Annotated in this window: 10 protein-coding genes; 2 read left to right on the forward strand and 8 right to left on the reverse strand. The window is 46.3% G+C overall.

Going from position 1 to position 12,352, the window contains the following annotated elements; all coding sequences use genetic code 11:
- Nucleotides 1–2 precede the first annotated feature (2 nt).
- The 8 genes from ACVW0P_RS16890 to kduI all read right to left on the reverse strand — a co-directional run bounded on the left by ACVW0P_RS16890 (nt 3) and on the right by kduI (nt 10,243).
- On the reverse strand, nt 3–3,251 hold the full coding sequence (locus tag ACVW0P_RS16890) for a SusC/RagA family TonB-linked outer membrane protein (protein ID WP_457133109.1): 3,249 nt from the start codon (nt 3,249–3,251) through the stop codon (nt 3–5).
- Between the two features lie 201 nt (nt 3,252–3,452).
- Nucleotides 3,453–4,244, reverse strand: coding sequence for a DUF4350 domain-containing protein (locus tag ACVW0P_RS16895; protein ID WP_457133110.1), 792 nt, complete (start codon nt 4,242–4,244; stop codon nt 3,453–3,455).
- A 235-nt stretch (nt 4,245–4,479) separates the two neighbouring features.
- Nucleotides 4,480–5,517, reverse strand: coding sequence for a LacI family DNA-binding transcriptional regulator (locus tag ACVW0P_RS16900; protein WP_354431577.1), 1,038 nt, complete (start codon nt 5,515–5,517; stop codon nt 4,480–4,482).
- A 90-nt stretch (nt 5,518–5,607) separates the two neighbouring features.
- A complete protein-coding gene (locus tag ACVW0P_RS16905) occupies nt 5,608–6,900 on the reverse strand; it encodes an MFS transporter (protein ID WP_457133111.1) in 1,293 nt (430 codons plus the stop codon).
- Between the two features lie 13 nt (nt 6,901–6,913).
- Complete coding sequence (locus ACVW0P_RS16910) at nt 6,914–7,564, reverse strand: bifunctional 4-hydroxy-2-oxoglutarate aldolase/2-dehydro-3-deoxy-phosphogluconate aldolase (RefSeq protein WP_457133112.1); 651 nt, start codon at nt 7,562–7,564, stop codon at nt 6,914–6,916.
- Nucleotides 7,554–8,591 (reverse strand): PfkB family carbohydrate kinase, encoded by a 1,038-nt coding sequence (locus ACVW0P_RS16915; protein ID WP_457133113.1) that lies wholly within the window; start codon nt 8,589–8,591, stop codon nt 7,554–7,556. The genes ACVW0P_RS16910 and ACVW0P_RS16915 overlap by 11 nt, the downstream gene beginning before the upstream one ends.
- Nucleotides 8,591–9,406: an SDR family oxidoreductase gene (locus tag ACVW0P_RS16920; protein ID WP_457133114.1), complete on the reverse strand. Its 816-nt coding sequence runs from the start codon at nt 9,404–9,406 to the stop codon at nt 8,591–8,593. Before ACVW0P_RS16920 ends, ACVW0P_RS16915 begins: the two co-directional genes overlap by 1 nt.
- Before the next feature lie 6 nt (nt 9,407–9,412).
- Nucleotides 9,413–10,243 carry a 5-dehydro-4-deoxy-D-glucuronate isomerase gene (gene kduI / locus ACVW0P_RS16925; protein WP_457133115.1) on the reverse strand — a complete coding sequence of 277 codons (831 nt, stop codon included), beginning with the start codon at nt 10,241–10,243 and terminating at the stop codon, nt 9,413–9,415.
- A 258-nt stretch (nt 10,244–10,501) separates the two neighbouring features.
- Here kduI and ACVW0P_RS16930 point away from each other — a divergent pair, with 258 nt between their 5' ends.
- Entirely contained in the window at nt 10,502–11,125 is a 624-nt protein-coding gene (locus tag ACVW0P_RS16930; protein ID WP_457133116.1) for a YhcH/YjgK/YiaL family protein, read from the forward strand.
- Between the two features lies 1 nt (nt 11,126).
- On the forward strand, nt 11,127–12,350 hold the full coding sequence (locus tag ACVW0P_RS16935) for a glycoside hydrolase family 88 protein (RefSeq protein WP_457133117.1): 1,224 nt from the start codon (nt 11,127–11,129) through the stop codon (nt 12,348–12,350).
- Nucleotides 12,351–12,352: the final 2 nt, after the last annotated feature.

A 12,352-nucleotide genomic window follows, 5' to 3' on the forward strand; every position in this document is an offset into this window, starting at 1 on the left:
ACTTAAAAAGTGACACTGATACCTGCGGCCAAAAATCTTGGGGTTGGGCCGCTGTTTTGTGGGTCCCACAATGGCCAGTCGGATGCTACGGCCACGTTGGTAGCGTTTACGAAAAGCTTAGCGCTGCTCATGCCAACGCGTTTGATCAAAGCCGGGGCAAATGTGTACCCTAACGATACGGTTTGCAGCCTTACAAACGATGCTTTGCGCCATACATTAATGGTTGTACCCGATGAGCCTGAGTTTAGGCGGGCGTAATCATTAATAGGGTTATCAGGTGTCCAGTATGGTAATACGTACGAGTTCATGCGGCCGTAGCCTACGCTGCCCGCGTTATTGGTTGCCTGGTTAAACTGCTTTAACTGGCCAATGCTTGATACCAGCATGAACGAAAAATCGAAATGCTTAAAAAAGTTGAAATCGTTACGTAACGACCAGTTGAACCTTGGCGCTGTAGAACCCAGGAAAACCTTATCATCGTTGGTAAATTTAAAGTCGCCGTTCATGTCCTGCAACTTAAAGTCGCCCGGTACGGCACCATATTTTTTGGCTTCGTCAAGTTCCGGCGTTTGCCATACCCCCTGGATCTTGTAATCCCAAACGGCATCAATATCGTGGCCTACAAACCAGCCGTTACCACGGTCGTCGTTCTCTTTGGTGATGTCGTTACCATTAGCATCTTTTGTTTTGTACTCGCCATAAAGGTGTTTGATCTTGTTACGGTTTAAATAGAATGTACCGGTAGCGCTCCAGTTAAAGTTCCTGTTCTGGATTATCTTACCTTCTATCAATACCTCTATACCCTTGTTATTAACCTCGCCAATATTGGTGTACAGGTTTGAGGTAGCCAGGCCCTGCAATTGCAGCAACTCGCGTTTTACGATAAGGCCGGTTGTTTTACGGTTGTAAACATCTATCGAGCCGCTAAGGCGATTATTGAAGAAACCAAAATCTAAACCTAAGTTAGGGCCGGTTGTACGCTCCCAGGTAAGGTCGTTGTTTTGTAATGATGTAATTAAGATGCTGTTGTTATTTACCACTGTGCCATCCGGGCCAACAGTTGGGTATTTGTTACCACTGATAACAGCTAAAGCAAGGCTTGGGTCGGCAGTACCGCTAACTAAACGGTTACCGTTGGTACCGTAACCAAAGCGCAGTTTACCATAGTTAAGCCATTTAAAGAAATCTGTTTTAAAGAAGCTTTCCTCGCTGAATGTCCACGCTACGGCTGCATCCTGGTAGTTTTGGCGCGGCCTTTTTAAACCGAACGGCGAGAAACCATCCCGGCGGGCAGTAAACGTAAAATTATATTTACCTAACAGGTTGTAGTTGATACGCCCCATTATCGCGTCGGCGTTGTAAATGCGGTCATCGCTGCTTTCTACAGGTAATGTACCGCCGCCAATGTTGTGGTAACCTAAAACATCGCTTGGGCTAAATTGCGAGTTATTGGTACGGGTGTACCAGGTTTGGTATTTTTCTTTATTTAACAGGAATGTTGCATCAAAAGTGTGGATACCAAAGGTTTTGTTCCAGGTTAAAATATTATCGAGGTTATACCTGTAGCGTTGCTCCATAGAGCGGTAAGCTGTACCGGTAAGCCCGTTCACCGCTATCTCGTTAGGGTTTGCGCCTGGCCTGAAGAAGAAGTTTTTGTACGATTCGAATTGTGGCGAAAAGTTCAGCGTGTATTTAAACCCAAACGGAAGGTCTACCTTGGTAAACAGGGTTGTAAATAACACATTCTGCGTGTAAACATTACTATTGTAACGGTTACCTAAAAACGGGTTACGTTGATTTAAACCGCTGTCATCAGTAGCTATACGGGTTAAGCTGCCGTCTGGCTTGTAAACATCACCATAAGGCGATGACTGGATGATCTGCCCCCAATCGGCCTCGTTAAGGTCATACCCCGAAACATTGAATGGGTTGCTGGAATGGCTTTCATCGCGTACCGCGTACTGCGCGTTAACACCTACGGTTAAAAAGCTGGCGGCTTTTCCTTCCAGATTAACACGGAAACGGGTATTGTTGTAATCGCCACCTTGTATCAAGTTTTGGTTTTTGGTGAAGTTGCCCGAAAAGTAGTAGCTAACCTTATCTGTTTTGCCCGATAAACTCGCGGTGTAATCCTGGCGGACGCCATCCCTAAAGATCAGTTTAGACCAATCGGTAACTTTACCCGCTTTGTAATTTGTTATCTCGTTAGGGAACAAACCAAGGCGCTGCAGGTAAATATCAACAGGATCGCCGGTAGCACCCGATAAAAACTGGTCGAGCGTTACACCCGATGGCAGGTTTCTAGGGTCGCTGTAGAAATAGCCTGGTTTAGATGAGTTTGCACTCCGCTGCACATCAGACCGCCAGTGGAGGAAATCCTCGCCCTGGTAAAATTTCTGGTTTTGCAGCAACTGGGCAACACCTGTATTGGCATTAATGCTAACCACAGGGCCACCTGTTTTACCTTTTTTAGTGGTAATGGCAACCACACCACCGGCAGATTGCGCACCATAAACAGCCAAAGCACTTGGGTCGCGCAGCACATCTACCCTGTCAATGTCATTTGGGTTAATATCGGCAAGGTCACCAAAAAAGATCACCCCATCCAAAACTATCAATGGAGATACGTTACCCGATAAGCTGGCCTTACCCCTAATTTGCAGGTCGCCGGCGCCGCCACCTTTGGCAGAAGTATTTAGCCCCACCGAGATGCCTGGTACCGCGCCACGCAACACGTCGGTTACGCTGGTTGGATTATCGTTCTCAAATTTATCTGCCTTTACGCTGGTAATTGCGCCGGTTACATCTTTTACAGCACGTGTGCCATAGCCAATAACCACCACTTCGCTTAAATCGCGCGAGTTTGGCAATAATTGCACATTGTATTCGGTAGCGGCACTAACGGTTACTTCTTTTGGGTTGTAACCGATAAATGTGAATACCAATACAGCGCCTTCGTTGGCTTCTAACGAGTATTTACCGTTAGCATCTGTAGTGATACCTATTGTTGTACCTTTTATACGTACGCTTACGCCGGGCAATGGCAGGTTCCGCTCGTCGGTAACGGTGCCTGCGATTTTAGCCTGGGTTGCATCGGGGTTATTTTTTATCACCGCTTTTGCAGATCTTGCTTTCCAATCCGGGCGGGCTTTAGTGCTGTGCGCATAGGTGTTCCCGGCTACCACCAATAAGGAGATAGTGGTGAAAACAGCGTACTTTTTTAGTGTTTTTTGTAGAGGTCTATTCTTCATATTTATATGCTAAGAATTAAGTTTTCAAAAAAATTGGCAAAAGGAATCCCCTGCGTGTATTGCACCGCAAATTTTTGCTTCCGATAAGGGTTATCTGATTTTTTTAAAGGCTGCCGGGGTATGGCATCAGCGGTGAATTATATCACTGGCTTCCTGGGCTTTTCTTCGTCATTGGTTTTCTGGGGTTTAGTTAACACTGGTTTATTGGTTAGATTGGTTGTGAGATAAAAGGAATGTAGCAAGGTCTGTAGCCGCCTTGTCATTATCGAACTCTGCGGGCAGGCGTCCGTTTACGTATTCGTTGTAAAGCCAGGGGTCGCCAACGGCAAAAACGGTTCCCTTGCCATATTTTACAATGGCTGCTATTGTGGCACCGTTTGATGATTTTAAAATAGGTTTTGCTGTACCGGTTAGGGCTATGCTGCAAACATCTTTCATAAAAACTTTTCGGGCCGTTTTAAAGACGAAATTGTGGCGGATTAAAATCGCGCCGTCTTCAAAATGAGCATCGTCAATCACATGGTTTTGCATATCGTTATTAAAATGCAGGCCAAATTTTTTTGCAAGGATATTGAAGTGCGGCAGCTCCACATTGGCGCTATCGTTAGCCATCAGCACCAGTTTGCCGCCAGCCTTTACCCATTGGGCAATGTTATCGGCATCTGCTTTTTGGATATAATTTGGCGACGGATTTTCCTTTTTGCTATCAGGGTCTACAATGATATAAACGGATGTGCCTTTCAGGTTTGCAAGCGTTGGCGCAACCTCTAAACTATTTAAAACAGCACCCTGCGATTTGAAGATCCCGCCCCATTTAGAAAAACCTGTATTGGCGGTATCTTCCCATAAATAATGGTAGCGTTCGGGCTGCGTAGTTTTGTTAGCATGGGTTTCCCGGTTAAAGTAATAATCGAGCGTAACGGTTTGCCCCATCACCTTAACGGTAACAATTGAATACACGAAGAGTATTACAACAAACAGTTTGCGTTTCATTTCCCTAAAAAACTTATAATATGTTTACAGCGTTTATAATTGGTATATCTATAACTGCACTAACCAAAAATACCTTTGTTAGCTTAACCTTGTTGTAGTTTAGGCATATTTATTTACTACATCGTTTTCGCTACGTGATAGTTACGTAATATTTGGCGTGTGTAACCTTGTTCGGGCGGGAGCCGTCACAAAAATATTTAAAAACACTAAGGGGGAGTTTTAAATGAGCCGCGGACTATTTTGCTTTTGGGGCGGTAGAGTCGCGGGTTACCAACTGGGTCGGCAGCACAATTGTTTCAAATTCGTACACGGGGCGCTTGGCTAAAATAAGTTCTAAAAGCTTTTGGGTGGCCTTTTGCCCCATCTCGAAACCGGGCTGGTAAACCGAGCTGAGCGAAGGGTTCAGTACATCGGCAAGGGTTGTATTGGTGTACCCTATCAATGCAATTTCCTGCGGAATTTTGATCTTTAGTTTATTCATCAAAAACAGGGTGGTGGTGGTTATCCTGTCTGACGTAGTGAAGATGGCGTCGGGCTTATCGTCTACCGCAAGCAGATCGGCAAGGGCGTTCTCTATCTCGCCAATATCGCGGCCGCCATGCGGGCAATATTTAATGATGCTTTCGTCTATAGCAATGCCTGCTTCTTCCAAAGCTTTTTTATACCCGGCAAAACGCTCTTTGGTAATGGAAATATTTGGCGGGCTGGTAATGTGCGCTATCCTTTTATACCCCGAATCCAGCAGGTGACGGGTGGCATCGTAACCTCCTTTAAAGTTATCGGCAATAACTTTATGGGTGTCAATCTCGTCGGTTATCCGGTCAAAAAACACAATGGGCAAGCCCTGGCGGTGCAGGGTTTTCAGGTGTTCAAGGTCGCTGGTTTCTGTCGATAATGAGATCAGCAAACCATCTATAGAATGGTGGGTAAGCTGCCCAACGTTTTTTACCTCAATATCAAACGACTCGTGCGTTTGGGTGATGATGACGTTAAATCCCGCCTCGTAAGCAACAGATTCGATACCGTTTATAACTTGGGAGAAAAACTGGTTCTCGATGGTAGAAACCACAATACCAATTGATTTGCTGTGGCCCTGTTTAAGGCTTTGGGCAATGGGATTGGGGCGGTAATTATGCTCTTTGGCGTACTCGTTTACAACTTTTTTGGTATTCTCGCTTATCTCGTAACTATCCCGCAAGGCCTTTGAAACCGTAGACACCGAGAGGTTAAGCGCCGAAGCAATATCCTTAATTGTAATTGAGCTGAAATTCATATTAGGTTGCATGTTAAGCAAACATCACTGCACCGGCTTAACATTGTACCAATATAGAAAATCTTTACCTGTTTGCCTAAATTTAGGTGGCTACAATTTTACAACCTTAGATCTGGGCGACAATAAATGCATGATAAGCCACGCCAGCAAATAAGCACAGGCGCAAATGATAAACAGGATATTGTACCCTCCGGTAATGTTCCCCGCGGCTTTGGCCGAGTCCAGGATCCAGCCGATAAAGAACGGGAAGGCGATACCCCCAATAGAACCGGCCATCCCCCCGATGCCAACTACAGAACTTACGGCACGTTTCGGAAATATATCCGAAGCCGTGGTAAAGATATTGGCGCTCCAGGCCTGGTGTGCTGCGGCTGCCAGACTAATTAAACCTACGGCCTGCCAGATGTTGGTTGCGTACCGCGCCGCAAATATGGGCACTACACAAAGCGCGAAAATGAACATGGCGGTTTTACGTGCCTTAAATATGGGCATGCCCCTTTTTATAAACCAAGACGATAAATAGCCCCCGCCTATACTGCCAATGGTGGTAGCCGTATAGATCAAAATTAGAGGCAACGATGGCTTTTTTAGATCAAGGTTAAAGGTGCTTGAAAAATAAGAAGGAAGCCAGAACAGGAAGAAATACCACATGGGGTCGGTAAGGAATTTACCCACCACAAACACCCAGGTTTGCCTGATGCCAAAGAGTCTGCTCCATTTTACTTTGTCTTCGGGTACGTTCTCTGTCGCCGGCTCTTCAATATCGCTATGGATATGCTCAAATTCGGCCGCGTTTATTTTTTTGTGCCTTGACGGGATCTCGTATAATATCACCCAAAAAAACAACCACACAAAACCTATTGCGCCGGTTATGATAAACGCCATTTGCCAGCCATAAATGCCCAAGATCCAGGGTACCATGGCCGGTGCCAGTACCGCGCCAATGTTAGCGCCCGAATTAAAGATGCCTGTAGCCAGCGCACGCTCCTTTTTAGGGAACCACTCTGCCACAACCTTTATAGCCGCCGGGAAATTACCCGCTTCGCCCAAACCAAGTGCTGCCCTCACCGCGCCAAAACCGAGGGTAGATTTTACGATGGCATGCAGCATGGCCGCCAAACTCCAAACAATTAATGATATAGTATAGCCCAGTTTGGTGCCTATTTTATCTATTATCCCACCAAAAGCGAGTAAACCAAGCGCGTACGCTGCAGAAAACGCCATAACGATGTGGCTGTAATCGGTTTCCGTCCAGCTAAATTCTTTCTCAAGCGTGGGCTTCAAAAAGCCGATCACCTGCCTGTCCAGGTAGTTAATGGTAGTGGCAAAAAACAACAGGGCAACTACCACCCATCGGTAGTTGGTTCTTTTGGTATCGCTCATAATTGGTTTATATTTACCTTGCCGATGCTACCATTTGCAGCGCCCGCAAGGTTTCGGTATATAATTGGTCGTATGCCTGGTTATCTACAATGTCTTTCGTGATCAGTTTGCTGCCCATCCCAACTGCTGATACACCTGCTTTGAACCAGCCGCTAATGTTTTCCTGGTTCATCTCTACCCCGCCCGTCGGCATCATCGATAGCCCCGGGAAAAGGTCTTTTACTGCTGATACAAACCCCGGCCCCAGCACATTGGCAGGGAACAGTTTTACAAACGTGGCGCCAAGTTCCTGCGCTTCGTAGATCTCGGTCGGGGTCATACAACCGGGTATCCAAAGCAGCTTGTGCTGTTTTGCTACGGCCGCCACTTTGTGGTTCACCAACGGCGAGATCAGGAAATCGGCCCCGGCCTCAACAAATGCTTCGGCCTCCTGTGGCGATTTTATAGTACCGATACCTAACAGCAAACCCTGTAGGTCCAGGTTTTTCAACGCCTTAAAATTCGCGATAGCTGCCTCACCACGATTAGTATATTCAATCACCCGGATGCCCGCCTCATATAGTTTTTTTGTAATGGCAACGCTTACCTCGGCACTATCGTTATAAAACAGCGGCAGAATGCCCTGCTTAATAATGCTATCCTGTATGGCTTTTTTATCTGTCATGTTTAATGGCTTTGGTTATTTGCGCCACAGTGCTTTTTGTAGCATCACCGGGGATGGAAAGTTTATCGAAAGCGGCGGCGGTGGCAAATTCAAGTGTATCCTGTGGTTGCATTTGTTTGCGGTAACCGTAAATTAATCCGGCCATAAAGCAATCGCCGCTGCCTACCTTATCGGTTACCTGTTCGGCAACATATTCGGCGCTATGGTGCAACTCTCCATTCTGGTATAGTGCAGTATAATATTTTATCCCCTGTTGATGATCAAACCTGAAAGTATTCGCAACCGCCCTGCATTTTGGGTATTGTGACATAATTTTTTCTGAAACTTTCGCTGCTTCTTTAAGGTAATTCTCTTTTGTGCCGATGTTATGGATATCAGTATCAACCACAATCCCTAACAGACTTTCGGCAGCCCAAACGTTGCCCATGATGAGGTTGCAATACTTTATTAGGTTTGGCATAATTTGCTGCGGTTGCTTGCCGTATTGCCAAAGTTTGGCTCGGTAATTCAGGTCGATGGAAATGGTAACATTCCGTTGCGAAGCGGCTTTTAACACCTCCTCGCAAAGGTCGGCAGTTTGCTGGCTAAGCGCAGGGCAAATGGCGCTGAAATGAAACCAGCTTACACCTTGCAACACTTTGTCCCAGTCGATCATTCCCGGTTTTAACTCCGCAAAGGCCGAGCCTGCCCGGTCATAGATCACGGCATCGTGTTTCATGTCAGCACCCGTGGTCAGGTAAAACAGGCCAAGCCTGCTGCCCCCTTTAAAAATAGCCGAGGTATCAATACCCCTGCCATCCATATAATCAACCAACGTATTGTCAAGGCCGTTATCCGGCAAAGCCGTAAAATATTTTGTATCGATGCCCCACAAGGCAAGTGCTGTGGCAACGTTAAGTTCGGCGCCGCCAATGTGTACAGGCAATTGACTTGTTTTTAACCAATCGCCATTTGCATCGGGGCTTATCCTCAGCAATAATTCGCCAAAGGTTAAAATAGCACCATTATTTGAATTAGCTATATCCATTATACCCCGCCAAATATCGAGAACCCACCATCAACACATATCATAGAGCCGGTTACAAATGCCGACGCATCGCTTAGCAGCCAAACCAGCGCTCCTATCAGTTCATCGGGGTTACCAAAACGTTTAAAGGGTGTTTGTCTGATAACTTTTTCGCCCCTTTCGGTAAATCCGCCATCGGGCGTAGTTAGCAGGTCGCGGTTTTGCTCGGTTAAAAAGAAACCGGGCGCCAAAGCATTCATACGGATAGCATCGCCATAACGGTTAGCCAATTCTACCGCGAACCATTGGTTATAGCAATCTACCGCGGCCTTGCCCATATTGTAGCCCAGCACTTTTGTAATGGCCCGTTTAGAATTCATGGACGAGATATTTACAATACTGCCCCTGCCCGTTTTGGCAATAGCCTCTCCAAAAACCTGTGTAGGTAAAAGTGTGCCCCAAAGGTTCAGGTCGAGCGTGCGTTTCATGCCTTCTATATTCATTTTGAAGATGTGCTCATCGGGTTGCAGCACACCTTCGGGCATATTGCCGCCCGCGCCGTTTACCAGGCCATCCAGGCGCCCAAATTTATCAAGCAGGGTATGTTTGGCGGCTTGCAGGTCTTGTTCGTTTAAAACATCGGCAACCAAAGCGATAGCTTGCCCGCCATTTTTATTAATGACATTGGCACGTTCTTCCGCAACTTCTTTATTGCGGCCTAAAATACCTACCGCGCCACCCGCCTCAACAATACCGTTGATGAACGAGTTGCCCAGTATGCCCGTGCCGCCGGTTACCACTATTACCTTACCTTTTAATGAAAAATTATTATCCATGTTTCGTTACCTGATGTCTTCAATTTTCACTGCGTCCATATCAGTATAGTCCAGGTTCTCGCCGCCCATACCCCATATGAAACTATAGTTACTTGTGCCCGCGCCCGAGTGCATGCTCCATGGCGGCGATATTACGGCGCTGTAATTATCAATTACAATATGCCTTGTTTGTGTTTCCTCGCCCATAAAATGGAAAACCCTTTGCCCCGCGGGGATGTCAAAATAAAAGTAGGCTTCCATACGGCGGTCGTGCACGTGGGGCGGCATAGTGTTCCAGATGCTACCCTCGTGCAATATAGTTAAACCCATCACCAATTGGCAACTTGGGATGCCCGCGGTATGGATGTATTTATTAATGGTGCGTTTATTAGCGGTATCATCAGCCCCGGCTTCTACTTTTTCTGCCTGGTTAAGCGTCATCAACGCAGTGGGGTAATTTGCATGCGCAGGTGACGATAAAAGGTAAAAAACAGGCGGATCCTGGTCATTTTCGGCTTCGAAAATTACGTCTTTTGCGCCTTTGCCTATGTACAGGCAATCCATTTTTTGCAGGTTGTACACTTGCCCGTCCACCGTAACAGTACCATTGCCCGCAACGTTGATCACGCCCATCTCGCGGCGTTCCAAAAAGTAATCGGCCTTAAGGTTGTCGTAGGTTTCCAGCTTTAACGGTTGGTTTACGGGATGCGCTGCTCCTGCAATTATACGGTCATAATGTGTATAAACAAAGTTGACCTGGTTGGGCTGCACCAGGTTATCTATTAAAAAACGGTCGCGTATCTGTTCTGTCTGATAACTTTTAAAGTCGTCAGGATGAACGCTGTGTATTACTCTCAAAACAAAGGAATATTAAGTTTAAACTATAATTGTATGGCAAGTGTACAATTATGAAGCAGCAATCAAAAGCAATCGCCCCGTTATTTCTACGATAACGTTATCGAAGAATTTTTACCGACCTTGTAACGATAACGTTTGCGTAGAAATAGTACCCCCGGGGCATTAATTTAAACGGATTTCCTTGTAATATTGACGTGCAGTAGCCAAAGTTTCGCCCCGGAACGGCCCGCTACCGGCACAAACCAATTAGCATACTAAATGAAAAATAAACGTTTATTTAAGCTGGCAATAGCTGCTATAAGTTTTATCACCATGGAAAACACCGCGATAGCACAAACCAAAGCCGACGGAAGCGTTAGCCAAAAAACAGCCCAAAACTGGCTTAAAAGCAGTAAATGGAAAGACGGCCTTAAGCTGGAGGTAGCACCTTCTGTTAACGCTACCGAGTTTTACAAGCAATACTATAATAATAAAGCGGTTTGGGACAAGGTATTCCTGTATCTGAAACAAACCAGCCTGGATACCCTAAGCACAGGCAAACACCCTATCGATGGCGACAATGCCTACGCCAGCGTAACCGAAGCGCCATCGAAAGAAGCGGACAAAGCCAGCTGGGAATCGCACCGAAAATACATCGACCTGCAATATGTGATTAAAGGTAAAGAGCGGATAGATGTTACCGACATTAGCAAAGCAACCGTAACAAATCCTTACAACGAAACTAAAGATGCAGCTAATTATACCGCCGGAGGAGTATCTCATACGGCTGAACCCGGTACATTCTACCTCTTCTTCCCGCAGGATGTGCACCGCCCTAATATTAAAGTCGCGGGGTACGATGTTGTTAAAAAATTAGTGATCAAAATTAAAGTGGTTAATTAAGATGAAGATAAAACACCTACTCCTACTGATAGTATTAAGCGCGGTAAGCATCAGCGCATCGGCACAAAACAATACTGCAAAGGCAATGCTTTTTGCCGAACATCAAACCAAATTATTGCTCAAACAAACCGCGGAAACCAAAGCGGCTACAACAAAGCCAAACCTGCTCTCGCCACGCACTTTAGAGAACGGCAAACTATCCCTTGTGTCGCCCAAAGACTGGTGCAGCGGCTTCTTCGCGGGCAACCTTTGGTTCTTATACGAGTACACGGGCGATAAATTCTGGAAAGAACAGTCCGAGCCTTTTACAGCTGTACTGGAACAGGAAAAAAGTAACACCGGTACACACGATCTGGGCTTTATGGTTTATAACAGCGTGGGCAAAGCCTATCGCCTGACAAATGAACAGAGATACAAAGATGATATCATCCGGGCGGCCAAATCACTCATCACTCGCTTTAACCCAACAATCGGTTGCATCAAATCATGGGATCATCAAAAGCAATGGCAGTTCCCGGTCATCATCGATAATATGATGAACCTCGAATTGCTGTTCGAGGCCACCAGACTGAGCGGCGACTCCAGTTTTTATAAGGTGGCCGTTATACACGCAAATACCACGCTTAAAAACCATTTCAGGGCAGATAACAGTTCCTATCACGTTATTAATTACGACCAGGCAACAGGGCAGGTTTTAAACCGGCAAACGGCACAGGGCTTTGCGGATAGCTCGGCATGGGCGCGCGGGCAGGCTTGGGGGCTTTACGGTTATACCATGTGCTACCGCGAAACTAAAAACAAGGTTTACCTGCAACAGGCAGAGAAAATTGCTAAATACATTTTTAGTAATCCTCAAATGCCTGCCGACCTGGTACCGTACTGGGATTACGATGCCGCCAAACTGGGCAACCAGCCACGTGATGCATCCGCCGCAGCGATTGCGGCATCGGCCCTGTATGAATTAAGTACTTACAGCAAAAACGCGAAGGTTTATAAAACCACTGCCGATAAGATTTTGAATAGCCTCGCGACCAAATACCAGGCACAACCGGATAGCGCGCGCGGCTTTTTACTGCTGCACAGCACCGGCCACAAACCCGCCAATAGCGAGATAGATGTGCCTATTATCTATGCCGATTATTATTATCTGGAAGCCTTGCTCCGCCAGAAGAGATTGGCCGAGAGGAAGCCGGTTATCAATGTATCGGGCCGTTTAAAGAATTAGGG

It is taken from the genome of Mucilaginibacter sp. UYNi724 (assembly GCF_054057495.1).

What these genes read in the sequence shown, in the direction of transcription:
- ACVW0P_RS16890 (WP_457133109.1), bottom strand. Translation starts at nt 3,251, where the DNA reads ATGAAGAATAGACCTCTACAAAAAACACTAAAAAAGTACGCTGTTTTC.
- ACVW0P_RS16895 (WP_457133110.1), bottom strand. Translation starts at nt 4,244, where the DNA reads ATGAAACGCAAACTGTTTGTTGTAATACTCTTCGTGTATTCAATTGTT.
- ACVW0P_RS16900 (WP_354431577.1), bottom strand. Translation starts at nt 5,517, where the DNA reads ATGAATTTCAGCTCAATTACAATTAAGGATATTGCTTCGGCGCTTAAC.
- ACVW0P_RS16905 (WP_457133111.1), bottom strand. Translation starts at nt 6,900, where the DNA reads ATGAGCGATACCAAAAGAACCAACTACCGATGGGTGGTAGTTGCCCTG.
- ACVW0P_RS16910 (WP_457133112.1), bottom strand. Translation starts at nt 7,564, where the DNA reads ATGACAGATAAAAAAGCCATACAGGATAGCATTATTAAGCAGGGCATT.
- ACVW0P_RS16915 (WP_457133113.1), bottom strand. Translation starts at nt 8,591, where the DNA reads ATGGATATAGCTAATTCAAATAATGGTGCTATTTTAACCTTTGGCGAA.
- ACVW0P_RS16920 (WP_457133114.1), bottom strand. Translation starts at nt 9,406, where the DNA reads ATGGATAATAATTTTTCATTAAAAGGTAAGGTAATAGTGGTAACCGGC.
- ACVW0P_RS16930 (WP_457133116.1), top strand. Translation starts at nt 10,502, where the DNA reads ATGAAAAATAAACGTTTATTTAAGCTGGCAATAGCTGCTATAAGTTTT.
- ACVW0P_RS16935 (WP_457133117.1), top strand. Translation starts at nt 11,127, where the DNA reads ATGAAGATAAAACACCTACTCCTACTGATAGTATTAAGCGCGGTAAGC.